The organism is Bacillus cereus G9842 (genome assembly GCF_000021305.1).
Lineage (GTDB): Bacteria > Bacillota > Bacilli > Bacillales > Bacillaceae_G > Bacillus_A > Bacillus_A thuringiensis_S.
Window position 1 is genome coordinate 532847 of sequence record NC_011772.1, and the last position, 18392, is coordinate 551238.

Genomic DNA, 18392 nt, shown 5'->3' on the forward strand with positions numbered 1-18392 from the left:
ATTTTATATTGTTACATCCATATTTTATGTTAAATTCTTGAATGGAATATTAAAATAGGGGGCAAGGATATGAACAAGAAATCAAAGATCAATAAAGTGATGCTTAGCATTAGTACAATGGCTTTATCGTTAGGGGCACTTCAAACTCATGCAGTAGCGGAAGAAAAAGTACCGTATAATGTGCTAAAAACGAAACCGGTTGGAATTGAAAAGCCAGTAGATGAAGTTGGGCATGTTTCAAAAGTTGATGAAACCTTATCATTTCAAGAACGTTTAAAAGTAGGCGATTTTTCACAGCGACCAGCATCTATTACGAAGAAAACGGCAGTAAAGCAAGTTAAAGAAAGCTATTCAATGGCTGATTTAAACAAAATGAATGATCAAGAATTAGTTGAAACATTAGGCAGTATTAAGTGGCACCAAATTACAGATTTATTCCAGTTTAATGAAGACACAAAGGCCTTTTATAAAGATAAAGGAAAAATGCAAGTCATTATAGATGAATTAGCTCATAGAGGTAGTACATTTACGAAAGATGATTCAAAAGGAATTCAAACGTTTACTGAAGTGTTGCGTTCCGCTTTTTATCTGGCATTTTATAATAACGAATTAAGTGAATTAAATGAAAGAAGCTTCCAGGATAAATGTTTACCTGCTTTAAAAGCAATCGCAAAAAATCCAAACTTTAAGCTTGGTACAGATGAACAAGATACAGTCGTATCTGCATACGGAAAATTAATTAGTAATGCATCAAGTGATGTTGAAACAGTTCAATACGCATCAAATATTTTAAAGCAATACAATGATAATTTTACTACTTATGTAAATGATCGAATGAAGGGACAAGCAATATACGATATTATGCAAGGGATTGACTATGATATACAGTCGTATTTAGTTGAGGCCCGTAAAGAAGCGAATGAAACGATGTGGTATGGAAAAGTAGATGGGTTTATTAATGAAATAAATCGTATTGCTCTTTTAAATGAAGTAACGTCAGAAAATAAATGGCTCGTTAATAATGGTATTTATTTTGCAAGCCGTTTAGGGAAATTTCATAGCAATCCGAATAAAGGATTAGAGGTTGTTACACAAGCAATGCATATGTACCCACACTTAAGTGAACCATATTTTGTTGCGATAGAACAAATTACAACAAATTATAATGGTAAAGATTATAGCGGGAATACAGTAGATTTAGAGAAAATACGTAAAGAAGGAAAAGAGCAGTACTTACCAAAAACGTATACATTCGATGATGGATCAATTGTGTTCAAAACAGGAGATAAAGTATCAGAAGAAAAAATTAAGAGATTATATTGGGCTGCGAAGGAAGTAAAGGCACAGTATCACCGTGTAATTGGAAATGACAAAGCATTAGAGCCAGGAAATGCGGATGATGTGTTAACAATCGTAATTTATAATAGTCCAGATGAATATCAGTTAAATAGACAATTGTATGGGTATGAAACAAACAACGGTGGAATTTATATCGAAGAAACAGGAACATTCTTTACATATGAGCGTACACCAGAGCAAAGTATTTATAGTTTAGAAGAGTTATTCCGTCATGAATTTACTCATTATCTGCAAGGGAGATATGAAGTTCCTGGTTTATTTGGAAGAGGAGATATGTATCAAAATGAAAGGTTAACTTGGTTCCAAGAAGGAAATGCAGAGTTTTTCGCAGGCTCTACTCGTACGAATAACGTTGTACCAAGAAAGAGTATAATTAGCGGATTATCATCTGATCCTGCAAGCCGTTATACTGCAGAGCGCACACTATTTGCTAAATACGGTTCTTGGGATTTCTATAATTACTCGTTCGCATTGCAGTCTTACTTATATACGCATCAGTTTGAAACATTTGATAAAATTCAAGATTTAATTCGTGCGAATGACGTGAAAAATTATGATGCATATCGTGAAAATCTAAGTAAAGATCCTAAGTTAAATAAAGAGTATCAAGAGTATATGCAGCAGTTAATTAATAATCAAGATACATACACTGTACCAGAAGTAGCTGATGATTATTTAGCTGAACATGCAACGAAGTCGTTAACAGCGGTGAAGAAAGAAATTAGTGATACGTTGCCTATGAAAGATACAAAAATGACAAAACATAATTCTCAATTCTTTAATACATTTACATTAGAAGGTACGTATACAGGTAGTGTCACAAAAGGTGAATCAGAAGATTGGAAAGCAATGAGTAAAAGAGTAAATGAATCTTTAGAACAATTGGCGCAAAAAGAATGGAGTGGCTACAAAACTGTTACAGCATACTTCGTCAATTATCGTGTGAATAGCTCAAATGAATTTGAATATGATGTAGTCTTCCATGGAATCGCAAAAGATGATGGAGAAAATAAAGCTCCGACGGTTAATGTAAACGGGCCTTATAATGGAGTTGTAAAAGAGGGAATTCAATTTAAAAGTGATGGCTCAAACGATGAAGATGGAAAAATTGTTTCTTATTTATGGGAATTTGGAGATGGAAGCACAAGTGCAGAAGTGAATCCAGTACATGTATATGAAAGAGAAGGTTCTTATAAAGTATCGTTAAGAGTAAAAGATGATAAAGGAAAAGAGAGCAGAAGCGAAACAACTGTTACGATTAAAGATGGAAGTTTAACAGAATCAGAACCAAATAATCGTCCAGAGGAAGCAAATCGTATCGGGCTAAATAGTACGATAAAAGGTAATCTTATTGGCGGGGACCACACTGATGTTTATACATTTAATGTAGCATCAGCGAAAGATATCGACATTTCTGTTTTAAATGAGTATGGAATTGGGATGACATGGGTACTTCACCATGAATCAGATATGCAAAATTATGCGGCTTACGGTCAAGCTAATGGGAATCATATAGAAGCAAAATTTAATGCAAAACCAGGTAAGTATTACTTGTATGTATATAAATATGATAATGGCGATGGAACATACGAATTGTCAGTAAAATAAGTACTTTTCCAATGTATGTTTAACTTTACTTTTTGTGGAAAATAGTATATTATATAGATATATAATATATCGGTTATTTTCTAGGAGGAGCCTGTCACAATAGGTTTCTCCTGTTCTTTTTTAGAGGCCTGTCTTACAGGCTTTTCTTTAAAGGGTAAATAACTGAAAATTTAGAACGATAATCTTTGAAAGAGGTGGGGCATACACATAACAAAAAAGGGATTGTTTAAGAGAGGGGGATAAGAAATGGCTTTGTTTGGTTATCCACTTGAAACAATTTATTTATATGGATTTATTATTGCTACTATACTCACTGTAATTTATATCTTTTTTGGAGATATATTTGAATCCATATTTAGTTTTGGAGGCGGATCTGTATCCGTTGTTACTTTATTACTTAGTTTTTTCGCCATGTTATGTGGACTTAGTTATATAGGAGAATATTTATTTTCCTTTAATAGTATTCTTATTTTTGGGGCTGCATTTGCTATATCTTTTATCGGTGTATTCATCATGAAAATACTAATTTTAAAACCGATTGCAGAAGCAGAACAAAACACGGTGCAACGTATGGATGAATTCATCGGTTGCAAAGGAGAGGTCATTACGACTATTCCTACAGAAGGGTTTGGTGAAGTATTAATTTCCTCCCAATTTGGAAACAATGCAATCCTAGCTAAAACAGTTGGAAAGAAAGATATTTCGCAAGGAACAGAGGTTATTATCGAGGGAGTCCAAGATGGTGTTTTACTTGTACAGAACATCGCTTATTCTTTAAAGAAACCAAAATTATAAGGGGGAATTTACATGACGATTCCATTAATTATCGGTGGAGTATTACTCGCAATTTTAATTCTACTCATTTTAGTATTCATTACAAAGTATCGAACAGTTGGACCAGATGAAGCATTAATTGTTACTGGAAACTGGCTTGGTGGCGGGAAAAATGTAGTTACCACTGATGATGGAAAGAAGATTAAGATTATTCGTGGTGGCGGTACTTTCGTAGTTCCGATTATGCAAAGAGCAGAGCCTTTAAGTCTATTAAACTACAAATTAGAAGTGGGAACACGTGATACGTATACGAAACAAGGTGTACCGATTACAGTAAATGGTGTTTCTATTATTAAAGTAGGATCTACCATTGAAGAAGTTTCTACAGCAGCTGAACAATATTTAGGAAAAGAAACAGAAGAGTTGAAAATAGAAGCAAAAGAAGTTTTAGAAGGTCATCTACGTGCTATTTTATCTTCTATGACAGTAGAAGATGCCTATAGTAATAGAGAGCAATTCGCTCAAAAGGTACATGAAGTAGCTTCTACAGATTTAAAGAAGATGGGACTTCGCATCGTTTCCTTTACAATTAAAGAAATCATGGATAAGAACGGTTACTTAGATGCACTTGGTCAGCCACAAATTGCGATGGTTAAGCGTGATGCAACAGTTGCAAATGCAGAGCGTGAAAAAGAGGCACGAATTGAAAAAGCTCGTGCTGAGAAAGAAGCAAAAGAAGCTGAGTATCAACGTGATGCACAAATCGCTGAAGCTGAAAAACATAAAGAGTTAAAAGTACAATCTTATAAGAGAGATCAAGAACAAGCTCGCGCAGATGCAGATCTTTCCTATGAATTACAACAAGCAAAAGCGCAACAAGGTGTTACAGAAGAGCAAATGCGCGTTAAAATCATTGAACGTGAAAAGCAAATTGAATTAGAAGAAAAAGAGATTGCGCGTCGTGAAAAGCAATATGATGCAGAAGTAAAGAAAAAGGCAGATGCAGATCGCTATGCTGTTGAACAATCAGCAGAAGCGGAAAAAGTAAAACAAATGAAAAAAGCAGATGCAGATCAATATAAAATTGAAGCGGAAGCAAGAGCACGTGCAGAAGAAGTTCGTGTAGAAGGTTTAGCGAAGGCGGAAATCGAAAAAGCGCAAGGTCAAGCAAAAGCAGAAGTACAAAAAGCACAAGGTACAGCGGAAGCAGATGTTATCAGATTAAAAGGTTTAGCAGAAGCGGAAGCGAAACAAAAAATTGCAGAGGCATTTGAGTTATATGGCCAAGCGGCGATTATGGATATGGTTCTTAACATGCTTCCAAGTTATGCGAAGGAAGTTGCAAGCCCACTTAGCAACATTGATAAAATTACAGTTGTCGATACAGGTGGCGGTGGTAAAAATAGCGGCGCCGGAAAAGTTGCAGGTTATGCGACTGATTTAATGGCAACGATGCAAGAAACATTAAAAGCTTCTTCTGGGATTGATTTAAAAGAGTTATTAGAAGGATTTGCTGGAAAAGGAGCAGTACAACAATTATCAAACGATAAATCTGTTGTATCTGTAGTAGAAGATGCGAAAAAAGAAGTAGAAAAAGATAAAGAATAGTAAAGCGGGAGGAACCTCTAGTAAGTGAGATACTAGAGGTTCTTCAGTGAATTATAATATTTCGAATAATATACATTTTTATATATTGTTTTAATTATTTAATTTATATAGAATGAAAAAGGTATGTATCAATTCTTTATGATGTAGAAAAAGATAGAGAGTCTCATCGATACATTTAAATTGTATTATTTTTATAGAAAGATTAAATGTTAATTAATTACATTTAAAACGGTATGGAGGGGTAGAAGTATGTTTCAAGGGAAATTAAGGAGTAGTAGTTTAAAAACAAAGTTACTTGTATCATTTATTATTATTTTAATTCTTCCAAGTATTGTAATTGGTTGGACGTCTTATCAACAGGCGAAGACGAATTTTAATGAAACGATTTTGAACTCGGCGAAAGATAATATAAAAATTTTGGATAATGTAATTAATAAAGAATTGGATAGTAAAAAAATAGATGCAACTTATTTTACAAAATTATTCACACAATCAAGTTACCAAGCAGATCAAATTCAAAACATACAAAATAAACTAGAAGAATACAATAAACTGCATCCAGAAATGGAAGCAATCTATACAGGATCTAGTAATGGACAGTTTATTCAATCACCAGCTATTCAGATGCCAGATGGATATAATCCTACAGAAAGAGATTGGTATAAAGAGGCAGTGAAGAAAAGCGGAGAAGTAATTGTAACTGCTCCATATAAGTCAAAAACGACAGGTAATATTGTTATTACACTAGCAAAACAAAATGAGGATAAAAGTGGCGTTCTTGGGATTGACTTAATCATTAATGATATTGTTACTACTTCCAAGATGGTTAATATCGGTAAGGAAGGGTATGTAGCAATATTTGATCAAGATAAAAATGTAGTAGCGCACCCGACACTGAAGCCAGGAGAGAAATTAGAAGAGAAACTTAGTAAAGAATTGTATAAACAGGAAGCTGGGGATGTTCATTATTCGTTAGATGGTGAAGATCGTAATATCACTTTTAAAACGAATAAGAAAACTGGATGGAAAATAGCAGGAATTATGCCTTCCAAAGAAATTATCGAAGCGGCTGAACCTATTTTCTATAAAACAATAACTGTTCTTGGATTTTCGCTACTAATCGGTGGGATTGTAATTTACTTCATTATTGCGTCTATTATTAAACCGTTAAAACAACTTGTTATATCATCGAAGAAGATTAGTGAAGGCGATTTAACAGAATCAATTACAGTTCATTCTAAAGATGAAATTGGACAGCTAGGAGAAAGCTTTAACGAGATGGCTACATCGTTACATAGTGTCATTTCCAATATAAACATTTCAGCAAGTCATGTAGCAGCATCTTCAGAAGAATTAACAGCTAGTATGAAGCAGACAAGCGAAGCAACGGAACAAATTACACAGGCGATAGAGCAAGTATCGAGTGGTGCAGAAATACAAACGAAAGAAGTTGAAGAAGGAGCAACATTGTTAGAAGAAGTTACAGAAGGAATTCAGCGTGTTGCAGATAGTTCTTCATTAGTATCTACAGCCTCTATGTATACGAAGAAAAAAGCTGAAAATGGTGGGACGTTAGTTGAAAAAACTGTGAATCAAATGCAATTAATTCATGATTCTGTTTCACAGTCAGACAAAATCATTGGTTTGTTAGACGATAAGTCGAAACAAATTGGAGTAATTCTTGAAGTGATTCAACATATTGCAGAACAGACAAATTTATTAGCGTTAAATGCGGCAATTGAGGCTGCGAGAGCTGGAGAGCAAGGAAGAGGATTTGCAATTGTAGCAGATGAAGTGCGAAAGCTAGCAGAACAATCAGGAAAGTCTTCTACGGAAATTGGAAAACTAGTGAAAGAGATTCAATTTGATATAAAAGAAACAGTAAGCTCTATGAATCAAGTTGGAACAGAAGTACAATCAGGACTTGTAGTTGCAAATGAAACGAAGCAAAGCTTTGCCGAAATATTGAAGTCTACAAATGATACAGTTGTACAAATTGATAGCATGGTAGATGTAGCAAAACAAATGACGGTAGATGCAAAGCAAGTAAGTGCATCTATTAATGAAATTGCAGCTACGATTGAAGAAAATGCGGCAAGCGTTCAAAATATTGCTGGTTCCTCTGAGGAACAATTAGCTTCAGTAGATGAAATAAATGCAGCAGCAGTTCATTTATCACAAATGGCAGAAGAATTACAAGAGATGATTGGTAAGTTTAAAATATAATAATAAACTGTTAAGAAACGAAGTAGTGCTTATGCTTCGTTTCTTTTTTTATGAAGATAAAAAAGAAAGAAATATATAGTAAGCGTGTTATGATAATAAAAAACTGTATTTTCTTTAAATTCTATCTTTAATTATGTTAGGGGAATGGTTTTGACATTGAAAAAATTAAAACTACAACCGAGAATTACATTAACTATTAGTACACTTATTCTTGTTGTACTTTTGCTAACAAGTTATTTATTTTTTTACATATTATCTGAAACAGTAGAAGAGCAAATTGGTAAAAGGGCCTTGCATGTTGCGAAAACAGTTGCTGCGATACCAGAAATTCAGGAAGCTTTTCAAAAAGAAAATCCAGCTTCTATTATTCAGCCAATCGCAGAAAAAATTCGAATTGATACAGAAGCTGACTTTATTGTAGTTGGAAACAAAGAGGGGATTCGTTATGCGCATCCTGAGCGAGATAAAATAGGAGAAAAAATGGTTGGCGGAGATAATAAAGGCGTTTTATTAGAAGGGAAATCTTATGTTTCGAAAGCTAATGGATCGTTAGGCCCTTCATTGCGTGGGAAAGTCCCAATCCGTAACCAGGAAAATGAAATTATCGGTGTGGTGTCTGTTGGGTTTTCAATGGCTGATATTCATGGAGCAGTAGAAGTGTATGGAAAGCGTGTATTTTGGATTACAGTAATAGGTCTTTTAATTGGGGTAATCGGCTCTATATATTTAGCGGGAAGTATAAAAAGAATGATGTTCGGGATGGAGCCAGAAGAAATTTCATCTTTATATGAAGAGCATAGTACAGTGATTCAATCTGTACGTGAAGGGATTATTGTAATCGATAAAAATGGCATGATTAGTTTAGTCAATCAAGCAGCTTATGATATTCTTTCGCTAAATAAACAACAAAATATTATTGGGGAATTTATTTTAAATGTAATTCCTAATTCAACGATACTAGATGTATTTCAAACTGGTGAAGAACAGTTTGACCGCCAATTAAATATAAAAGGACAGGCTGTTATTGCGAACCGTCTACCTATTAAAGTAAAGAATAAAGTAACTGGCGTTGTATCGAGCTTACGTTTGAAATCTGAAATGGATCAGTTAACAGCAGAATTGTCCCAGACGAAGCAATATACAGAGGCATTGCGGGCGCAAACGCATGAATATAATAATTTATTGTATACGCTTTCGGGTCTTATCCAATTAGAATCATATGAAGATGCTTTAGAGCTTATTCATAAGGAAACAGCGGTATATCAAGATTTTGTTCAATTTATTATGAAGCGGATTCAAAATCCATGGCTAGGTGGAATTTTAATTGGATTTTATAATAGAGCACGAGAGTTGAAGATTGATTTTATGCTAGATAGAGAAAGTGGTTTAGACAAATTAAGTCCACATATTGAGAGTAATTATGTCGTTTCTATTTTAGGGAATTTAATTACGAATGCATTTGAAGCAATTGAAAAAAATGAAGAGAATGATAGGAAAGTAAGGATGTTTGTAACTGATATTGGAGAAGAAATATTAATTGAAGTGGAAGATTCAGGGCAAGGGATTCATGATGAAATAATTACTAGCATATTCTATAAAGGCTTTTCGACGAAAGAAGGAGGAGAGCGAGGATATGGATTAGCAAAAGTGAAAGAGTTAGTAGAAGATTTAAATGGAAGTATTGCAATTGAAAAAGGGGATTTAGGTGGTGCGTTATTTATTATTGCACTACCGAAAGAGAGAGGCGAATAGTAATGGGTGAGGAGATTGAAGTATTAATTGTAGAAGATGATATTCGGATTGCTGACATTCATCGTCGTTTTACTGAAAAAATTGAGGGATTTAAAGTAATTGGAACGGCAACGACTGGAGAACAAGCGAAAGAATGGCTAGAGCTTGTGAAGCCACAGCTCGTGTTATTAGATGTGTACTTACCTGATATGCAGGGAACGGAACTTGTCACATATATTAGGAATCATTTGCACGATACAGATATCATTATGATTACAGCGGCATCGGAAACAGATGTAGTGAGGCACGCCCTGCGGGGCGGAGTAACAGATTATATCGTAAAGCCACTAATGTTTGATCGATTTAAAGCAAGTCTAGAAGGCTATCAAAAAAAGATTATACAGTTAAAGAAGAACAATCAATTATCTACGGAACAAATTGAATATTTATGGTCTCAAAGAGGTGTGAAGGGAGATCAAATAGAATATGCCCCGAAAGGGATAGATCCTTATACTTTAGCGAAAGTAAAAAAGCATATGTTAACAGTTAATGAAGAAGGGATTACAGCAGAAATGTTAAGCTCAATGATTGGAGTAAGCCGATCAACGGCAAGGCGCTATTTAGAGTATTTGATATCTGGGAAGAAAGTCCACGCAGAGCTAATATATGGAAGTGTTGGGAGACCGGAGAGACGTTATTTTCTTGCTTCTTCATAATAAAAAACAGTAGAGGATTTTATTTCTTCTACTGTTTTTTTTGCATCTTATATTGGAATAATCCCAATTACAATTCCGGTAATTAACATAACCATTGTCGTTCCAACGGCCCACAATAAAGTGAAGCGTTGATGTTCACCGAAATCAACTTTGGCCATTCCGACCAATAAATAAGTGGAAGCGACAAGAGGACTTAATAAGTGAACGGGTTGCCCAAGTAAGGAAGCGCGTCCCATTTCAGCTGCACTAATTCCGTAAGTAGCAGCAGCTTTCGTCAAAATAGGTAATACCCCGAAGTAAAATGCATCATTAGACATGAAAAATGTGAATGGCATACTAAGAAGAGCTGTAATAATTGGCAATTGTGGTCCAAGTACATCTGGTATAAGAGTTACTACACTGTTAGCCATCGCATCTACCATTTTTGTTCCGGATAAAATACCAGTGAAAATACCGGCAGCAAATACGAGAGAAACAACTGCTAATACATTCCCTGCATGAGAAGCAATACGTTCTTTCTGTTGTTCTAAGTTTGGATAGTTAATCATAACAGCAATAGCAAAAGCGACTGTAAATAAAACAGGTAACGGCATAACTTCTAGTATGAGACAGACAAGTAATGTAGCGGTTAATAAAAAGTTAATCCATAGAAGTTTAGGACGTTTATGTACTGCGGCTTCGACAGTTGCAGCTTGCTCATCCATTGTTTGCATTTGTTTTAAATACTGTACATCCATAATTCCTAAACGTTTTCTTTCTTTTTTTCCAAGATAGTAGGCAACGAAAACAACCCAAATTGCACCAGTAATCATTCCTGGAATAAGAGGTGTAAATAATTCGGAAGCATCAAGCCCAAGTGCGCTCATAACACGAGCTGTGGGTCCACCCCAAGGTGTAAGATTTGTTACCCCCGCCCCTAACATAACAACTCCAGCTAATATGAGGGGGTTCATTCCAAGGCGCTTATATAGTGGATACATTGCGGAAACTGTAATCATGTATGTTGTTGTACCGTCACCATCTAGAGAAACGATAATAGTCAATATAGCCGTTCCGACAACGATTTTTAAAGGATCTCCTTTTACAAATTTTAAAATCTTACTAATGACAGGATCGAATAAACCGCTATCAATCATAATCCCAAAATATAAAATAGCGAACATAAGCATAATACCAGTAGGTGCTAATTTTTGAATTCCCTCTAACATCATAGGCCCCATATTGGCATAGAATCCGCCAATTAATGCAAAAACACTCGGAATTAATATTAATGCTACTAGCGCTGACATACGTTTCGTCATAATTAAAAACATAAAGACAAATACCATCGCAAATCCAAGTAGTGCTAACATGTAATTTCCCCCTCAAAAGAATGATTGCGCTTTCAAAATAGAATAAAAATTCAGAAAAAGGTTTTTTATTTATAATAAAAGCATCTATTCAAATGGTAAATAATTTGAAAAATAACATCATTAGAAGCATAATTTTTATTTTGTTCATTTTGTTCACGGTAGTTAATTTGAATTTTTAAAAAGTAAGCTGTTCCTCGTAAGAATGGTAGAATAAGATGAAAATAGTGAAGTGTGAAATAGGGAGTAGATGTTATATGAAAACGAGAATTGAAGAGATTTATAGCTCTTATGAAGGAAAAGTAGAGGAGATTTTTATTAATGAATCTTCTTACGTATATGAATGGGAAAAATTACTGATGATCCGAAAAAATGACGGTGAGCTAAAAAAAATTGCAGTCGGGATTAGTGGAAATATAAGATTGGTAAATGTAGAAGTTGGACAGGAAATTAGTGCGGATACATTATTAGTTAAGTTAGAAGATGATTTGTTAATTACAGGCTGCGAGTGATGAGAGATGTGTAGAAATAACTACACATCTTTTTTTGTTTCCTATATTACAAAAAGCACATTGTTTTTTCACAAATCTCACACAACCTTTTGGTATTCTTTTCGTGAAGTATACGGTTTCTAGGGAGGAATATTGATGAAAGTAAAATATGTTGTACTTGCTATATGTTTATGTTTCATATTTACAGTAGTCGGGTGTGGGAAAAAGGAAACAGCAGCTGTTGCCATTGATGAGAAACATGATAAATGTGATATTTGTCAAATTGGGGTAACAGATAATCAATTTGCAACAGAAATTATTTTAGAAAATGGAAAAGCGTTAAAGTTTGATGATATCGGTTGTATGTATAAATGGATGGAGATCAACTCAGATGAAAAGACGAAAGAGAAATTTGTTCGAGATTATGATTCGAAAGATTGGATTTCGTTAGAAGACGCTACTTACGTATATGATAAAACAATAACGACACCGATGGCTTATAATGTCATTTCATTTAAAAATAAAAAAGATGCAGAGAGCTTTGTATCTAACTATAAGGGCAAAGTTCTTTCGTATAAAGAGTTAGCAGAGCATAAATGGGAAATGAATAAAGAGATGATGGGGAAACCGAAAGCAGGAAATCATGGTGGACATCATTAATAATAGAAAAAGACAACTATATAGTTGTCTTTTTCTATTATTACTCAGGTGCAAATATAGAAAAGGTGTAAAATTTTTAGAAGAACGGTTACAATGGAATATAGTAACCTAAAGCAATCATTTATCCCGCATTAACGGGCAGTAAGATCCCCACCTCAAAATTTAGTGAAAGCAAAGAATTTAGGTGGAGATCAACTGCCCGTAAAAGCCCGATTGGTGTGGGCTAATAATTAGTGGTGGATGAACAAAACCCCCACTAATTAAAGTTTCACTTTATGTACTTTTTAGAAATGTATACAAATGCGGTAAAAACGTGCTAAACTAATTGCTTCATAATGTTAATGATGGGGCCATCAGGCGTATCATTTCAATAGGTTGAGAAACATAGTATAAGCTTAAGATAATCCGATTAAAGAAGGAATCTAAAGGGCTTATGGATAAATGTACTCAAGAAGAGTTATTGTATGTGATGGAGGAATGGTTAAGAAAACATTATCTTTCATAGGAGCTGTAGTTGTGAGAAAACAAAAAATTTTATTATGTATTTTATTAGGACTTTTAATGACGGTAGTGGCTTGCGATAAGCAAGAAGAACCAGAATCGAAACCGGTTCATGTGAAAAATGAAAAGAAAAAAGAGAAGCATAAAGAACAGGAAGAATCTAAAGAAGAGAAAAGTATAAATTTAATGGACAAACAGTTGTTACTTTCAGCTACTCTTGGAGACACAGAGACAGCTATGAAGTTGATTCAGGATGGAGCGAATATAAACGTAGAAGGTGACAACGGAGAAACGCCTGTCCTTGCAGCGACGTACCAAAATCATGTAGAGACAGTTAAAGCATTAATTGGTGCAGGTGCTAATATTGAAATTAAAGATGAGAAAAAAAGTAATCCACTTCTTTATGCAAGTAGAGAAGGATATACGGATATTGTAAAAGTATTAATTAATGCAGGAGTTAATACGAAAGAAACGACTAAGTCAGGTGGAACAGCACTTATTTCTGCATCTGAGCGTGGCCATGTAGAGGTTGTTAAAGAATTATTAGAGCATACAGATATTGATGTGAATTATAAAAATGAACGTGGTGGAACAGCGCTATTAGAAGCAATTGTATTAGGAAATGGTAGTGAAAACCATAAGAAAGTAATTCAATTGCTTATTGATCACGGTGCAGATGTAAATATGGCTAACAAGGAACATCTGACGCCACTGCAATACGCTGAAAAAAGAGGTTTTAAAGATATTGTAAATATGTTGAGGGTAGCTGGAGCAAATGAAGTAGTACAGCCACAACAACCAGTAGAGTAAAAAACGAAAAATAATCCCATTTAGATAGACAGAATGAAGAAATCAGTTAGTATGATGGATTCAGTAATGTGTATTTGAATGGGATTTTTGTTTTGAACATGAAAAATAGATTATGAATGGATGGTATATGGAGTAAATAAGGAGGATAAAAATGAGGCTCTCAGAACTTGATTTAATAGTAATTCAGGTAGAGGTTTTGTTTGTTCATAATCAAGTCGGAAAAATGAAATATGTAAATGAACAAGGAAATCCGAAAGCACCACGTTTTTTTCTTGGCAGAACTCGTGAAGGGAGTATAACGAGATATCATTGTAATGTGGATGATGAAACGGTAAGTAAGATTGAGAAGTTAATTCAAGAACCTTCAAAGCATATAGAGATAGCAAAGATTATTAATGTATTAAATGAAGAAAGAACAGTGAAAAATATTTGGATGGGTCCTGCTTTCATGTTTCATAGTAATTTACATAAGCCGACTAGAACAATACAAATAACTGAGAAGAATAGAGAGCTTTTGCGAGAAAATTTTCCTAATCTAATAGAACAGATGGAATGGAGGAAACCTTATTTTGCAATTGTAAAAAATGAAAAGGTAGTTTCTGTTTGTTGGAGTGCCAGAAGTACGCCCGTAGCTGCTGAGGCAAGTGTGGAAACTTTAGCGGAGTTTCAAGGGAACGGATATGGTACTGATGTTGTTACAGCCTGGGCGATATCATTACAAGAAGAAAAACGCATTCCACTTTATAGTACTTCTTGGGATAATTATGCTTCACAAGCAGTTGCGAGAAAACTAAAACTAATTAACTATGGAATGAATTTACATATTGATTGAATTTTAAGTATTGTTTCGTTCTATTTGTTTATATTTTAATATCTAGATTAATGTAAATAGTGATATGGTGAATATTAACATTCGGTTAACACCTAATTAACAATCTATCAAAACTGACTTAATAAATGCGTAATATAGTAAAGGTAACAAAATAACTAGGGTAGAGAACATTTGAGAACACCCACTTACATATAATGTGCCACTTTCTTAGGTGTGCTCTATTCTCTAGAGTTCAAATAAGGAGAAAGGCGTTCTATGTAAGTAGGTGTTTTTAGTTTGGATAAAAATAGAACAGTTAGGTGGAATGAATGTTTAAAGAACCTTATATTGCGATGATAAAGGATTGGAAAGGATACAAAGCATACAAAAAATTGCCGAAAACAGTTTTTCTTATGACTGGTTCAATGCTGGAATTACCAGAGCGTGTATATGAATTGCAGAAACATGGACATGATGTATTTCTTCATTGTGATTTTATACAAGGCTTAAATACGAATACAGAGGAAGCACTTTTGTATATTGAAGATGTTATCGGGGCACAAGGTATTATTTCAACAAAGGGTTCGACAATTCGAAATGCTAATAAAATTGGATTGAAAACAATTCAACGTATTTTTATTGTAGATACTTTATCCCTTACTAAATCAATTGAAAATTGTAAAACGACTAAACCAAATGCAGTAGAGATTATGCCGGGGATTATGCCTTCTATAATTAAACAGCTAGCAGAGGAAATAGAGTTTCCTATTATTGCAGGCGGGCTGATTCAAACGCGAGAAGATGCGGAAATTGCAATTCGTGCAGGAGCAAGTGCGATTTCAACAAGTCATTATGAAGTATGGATACATGAAGAAAAAAGGAGTGCAACCTTGTGATTGAATTGAAAAATGTTTCAAAGGTATATAAAAATGCAGAAGAGACAGCGGTTAAAGGCGTATCGGTTCATATTAAGAAGGGCGAATTTTTTGTTTTAGTTGGACCTTCGGGATGCGGGAAAAGCACATTATTACGAATGATCGCTGGCTTAGAAGAGATTTCTTCGGGAGATTTAATTATTAATGAACGTGTTGCAAATGATCTAGAGCCGAAAGACCGTAATCTATCAATGGTATTTCAAAATTATGCATTATATCCACACTTATCTGTAGAAGAAAATATTTTATTTGGACTTAAGGTAAGAAAAGTACAAAAAGAAGAGCGACAAAAGCGATTAATGGAAGCTATTGAAATGGTAGGACTGAAAGAGTATGTGAAAATGAAACCAGGCCAATTATCAGGCGGACAAAGACAGCGTGTTGCGCTTGCTAGGGCGATCGTGAGTCAAGCACCAATCTGTTTAATGGATGAACCACTTTCGAATTTAGATGCGAAATTACGTGCGCAAATGAGAATTGAAATTAGAGAAATTCAGCAGCGATTAGGAATTACGATGATTTACGTTACCCACGATCAAATAGAAGCGATGACTATGGGAGATCGTATTATGGTTTTAAATAAAGGAAGTATACAGCAAGTTGGAACACCACTTGACATATATAACGAACCAGCAAACGAATTTGTTGCAAGCTTTATAGGTTCTCCTTCTATGAATATAAATGATGGAGAAGTGGATAAAGAAAAAGGTGTATTACATATAGGGAAATTGCAAATTCCATTATCTATTGGACAGTTAAAGCAATTACCAGAAGGAATAATTCGTATAGGCATGCGTCCTGAGCATATTGCACTGTCTGAGGAAGGACAAGAAGTGACGCTGCAATCTGTAGAAGTATTAGGGAATGAATCTATATTAAACTTTGCGGTAAATGGAACAATTTGGAGTGCGAAAGTCATCGGACAGTTACTCTTGAACAAAGGTGACAAAGTAAAATTATTATTCTCGCAAGAAAAGTTATGCTTCTTTAACGAAAACACGAATGAACGCTTAAAAGTGGTAGCTGAAGAAGAGTTGAAAGTGGTGGCGAAATAATGATCGAAGTAAGTAAGTTACCAGTTCAAACAAAGGTGTCAAAAAAGAAAAAATTATGGGGGAGAACGAAAGATTTAAGAATAGGATTATTGTTTTTGGCGCCATCTATTTTGCTATTTTCGATTTTTCTGTTCTATCCATTGTTTAGGACGATTTACTATAGTTTTTATTTAACCGATATACATGGAGAAGCTAATCTTTTCGTTGGCTTAGAAAATTATCAATATTTATTCTCTGATCCAGCCTTCTACAAAAGTATAAAATCAACTTTACTATTTGTTTTATATACAGTGCCTACGAGTATTATATTTGCTTTGTTTCTTGCATTGATTGCAAATGGAAAGGTAAGAGGTATTGGGTTATTCCGAGTTCTGTTTTCTTCGACGATGGGAATATCAGTAGCTGCTAGTGCAGTGATTTGGCTATTTTTATTTCATCCAAGTGTAGGATTATTTAATAATATATTAGCCGCTATGAATCTTCCTGCAATCGCATGGTTAACGAGTCCGGACTGGGCACTATTCTCTGTATCAGTTACAACAGTTTGGGTGAATACAGGGTTTGCATTTTTAGTTATATTAGGTGGTTTACAAAATATCGATACGTCTTTATATGAGAGTGCATCTATAGATGGTGCTAGTTATTTATATAAGCTTCGCCGTGTTACATTACCGATGCTATCGCCAACTTTATTCTTTATTGTAACCGTAACGTTAATTAGTGCGTTCCAAAGTTTTGGACAAATTGATATTTTAACGCACGGTGGACCGAATGATGCAACGAATTTGATTGTGTACTCGATTTACAAAGAGGCGTTTGTGAATCATCAATTTGGAACAGCAAGTGCACAAGCGATGGTATTATTTGTTTTCATTTTCGTTGCTACATTACTTCAATTTAAGTTTGCTGAGAGAAAGGTGCATTATAAATGATTGTTAAACAGTGGAAACAAAATTTCCTATTATACATGCTGCTCATTATTAGTGCAGTAATGGTATTTTTTCCTGTACTGTATGCATTTTTAATAAGTTTTATGACACCAGACGATATTCAAATGAGAAGGTTATTTCCGACCCAGTTTACTTTTGATAATTTCATTAATATTTTTCAAAAAGTACCACTTTTTACATACTTATATAACAGTTTAATTGTATCGACAGTCGTTATGATTGGACAACTTATCGTATCAAGTTTAGCAGCTTATGCTTTTGTTTTTCTTCAGTTTAAAGGGAGAAACTTAATTTTCTTCCTGTTTATTTCAACGATGCTGATTCCGTGGGAAGCAACGATGGTGCCTAACTTTTTAACGATTCAAAACTTTGGCTGGATCAATAGTTTCGCCGGGATGACAGTGCCGTTTTTTGCAACAGCTTTCGGTATTTTCTTGTTACGTCAACATTTTATGACACTTCCGAATGAACTAAAAGAAGCTGCGTTTATTGAAGGGATTGGAAATGTAAGGTTTTTATTCAGCGTTGTAATTCCGTATTGTAAAACGAGTTTTATTACGCTTGGAGTATATAGCTTTTTAACAACATGGAATATGTATTTATGGCCACTTTTAGTGACCACTGATGAAAAAGTAAGAACAGTGCAAATCGGTGTGAAGCAGCTTCAGTCTCAAGAAGTTGCAACTGATTGGGGAAGCGTAATGGCCGGTGTTACGGTTATCGTTATTCCAACATTGATTTTACTATTTTTAGGGCAAAAGCAATTACAACAAGGATTAACAAAAGGTGCAATTAAATAATTAAGAGA

Annotated in this window: 15 protein-coding genes; 14 read left to right on the plus strand and 1 reads right to left on the minus strand. The window is 34.5% G+C overall.

What is annotated here, in order from left to right; genetic code table 11:
• Positions 1 to 69 precede the first annotated feature (69 nt).
• The 6 genes from colA (at position 70) to BCG9842_RS02730 (ending at position 10022) form a co-directional block, all read left to right on the plus strand.
• The gene (gene colA, locus BCG9842_RS02705) at positions 70 to 2967 is read left to right on the plus strand and encodes a collagenase ColA (RefSeq protein WP_001036430.1); all 2898 of its coding nucleotides are present in this window, start codon (positions 70 to 72) and stop codon (positions 2965 to 2967) included.
• Between the two features lie 246 nt (positions 2968 to 3213).
• Positions 3214 to 3762 carry an NfeD family protein gene (locus BCG9842_RS02710; RefSeq protein ID WP_001173143.1) on the plus strand — a complete coding sequence of 183 codons (549 nt, stop codon included), beginning with the start codon at positions 3214 to 3216 and terminating at the stop codon, positions 3760 to 3762.
• Positions 3763 to 3774: 12 nt separating this feature from the next.
• Positions 3775 to 5349, plus strand: a complete 1575-nt coding sequence (locus BCG9842_RS02715; protein WP_000154997.1) for a flotillin family protein — start codon at positions 3775 to 3777, stop codon at positions 5347 to 5349.
• 249 nt (positions 5350 to 5598) lie between these two features.
• Positions 5599 to 7575, plus strand: coding sequence for a methyl-accepting chemotaxis protein (locus tag BCG9842_RS02720; protein WP_000486199.1), 1977 nt, complete (start codon positions 5599 to 5601; stop codon positions 7573 to 7575).
• A gap of 144 nt (positions 7576 to 7719) precedes the next feature.
• Positions 7720 to 9327, plus strand: a complete 1608-nt coding sequence (locus tag BCG9842_RS02725) for an ATP-binding protein (protein ID WP_033669149.1) — start codon at positions 7720 to 7722, stop codon at positions 9325 to 9327.
• A 2-nt stretch (positions 9328 to 9329) separates the two neighbouring features.
• Positions 9330 to 10022 (plus strand): response regulator, encoded by a 693-nt coding sequence (locus tag BCG9842_RS02730; protein ID WP_000503468.1) that lies wholly within the window; start codon positions 9330 to 9332, stop codon positions 10020 to 10022.
• A 47-nt stretch (positions 10023 to 10069) separates the two neighbouring features.
• On the opposite strand, the gene BCG9842_RS02735 is transcribed toward BCG9842_RS02730, so the two are convergent.
• The gene (locus BCG9842_RS02735; RefSeq protein ID WP_000880470.1) at positions 10070 to 11374 is read right to left on the minus strand and encodes a CitMHS family transporter; all 1305 of its coding nucleotides are present in this window, start codon (positions 11372 to 11374) and stop codon (positions 10070 to 10072) included.
• Between the two features lie 254 nt (positions 11375 to 11628).
• On the opposite strand from BCG9842_RS02735, the gene BCG9842_RS02740 reads away from it, so the two are divergent.
• The 8 genes from BCG9842_RS02740 (at position 11629) to BCG9842_RS02775 (ending at position 18384) form a co-directional block, all read left to right on the plus strand.
• Entirely contained in the window at positions 11629 to 11883 is a 255-nt protein-coding gene (locus tag BCG9842_RS02740; protein ID WP_000857376.1) for a hypothetical protein, read from the plus strand.
• 135 nt (positions 11884 to 12018) lie between these two features.
• Complete coding sequence (locus BCG9842_RS02745) at positions 12019 to 12522, plus strand: nitrous oxide reductase accessory protein NosL (RefSeq protein ID WP_000865661.1); 504 nt, start codon at positions 12019 to 12021, stop codon at positions 12520 to 12522.
• Positions 12523 to 12963: 441 nt separating this feature from the next.
• Positions 12964 to 13833, plus strand: a complete 870-nt coding sequence (locus BCG9842_RS02750) for an ankyrin repeat domain-containing protein (RefSeq protein WP_000287334.1) — start codon at positions 12964 to 12966, stop codon at positions 13831 to 13833.
• Positions 13834 to 13984: 151 nt separating this feature from the next.
• On the plus strand, positions 13985 to 14665 hold the full coding sequence (locus tag BCG9842_RS02755; RefSeq protein WP_001239735.1) for a GNAT family N-acetyltransferase: 681 nt from the start codon (positions 13985 to 13987) through the stop codon (positions 14663 to 14665).
• A 308-nt stretch (positions 14666 to 14973) separates the two neighbouring features.
• Positions 14974 to 15540 carry a glycerol-3-phosphate responsive antiterminator gene (locus BCG9842_RS02760; protein WP_000471999.1) on the plus strand — a complete coding sequence of 189 codons (567 nt, stop codon included), beginning with the start codon at positions 14974 to 14976 and terminating at the stop codon, positions 15538 to 15540.
• Positions 15537 to 16634 (plus strand): ABC transporter ATP-binding protein, encoded by a 1098-nt coding sequence (locus BCG9842_RS02765; RefSeq protein WP_000571381.1) that lies wholly within the window; start codon positions 15537 to 15539, stop codon positions 16632 to 16634. The genes BCG9842_RS02760 and BCG9842_RS02765 overlap by 4 nt, the downstream gene beginning before the upstream one ends.
• Positions 16634 to 17566: a carbohydrate ABC transporter permease gene (locus BCG9842_RS02770; RefSeq protein ID WP_000573802.1), complete on the plus strand. Its 933-nt coding sequence runs from the start codon at positions 16634 to 16636 to the stop codon at positions 17564 to 17566. The genes BCG9842_RS02765 and BCG9842_RS02770 overlap by 1 nt, the downstream gene beginning before the upstream one ends.
• Positions 17563 to 18384 (plus strand): carbohydrate ABC transporter permease, encoded by an 822-nt coding sequence (locus BCG9842_RS02775; RefSeq protein ID WP_000635948.1) that lies wholly within the window; start codon positions 17563 to 17565, stop codon positions 18382 to 18384. Before BCG9842_RS02770 ends, BCG9842_RS02775 begins: the two co-directional genes overlap by 4 nt.
• The last annotated feature ends 8 nt before the right edge of the window (positions 18385 to 18392 follow it).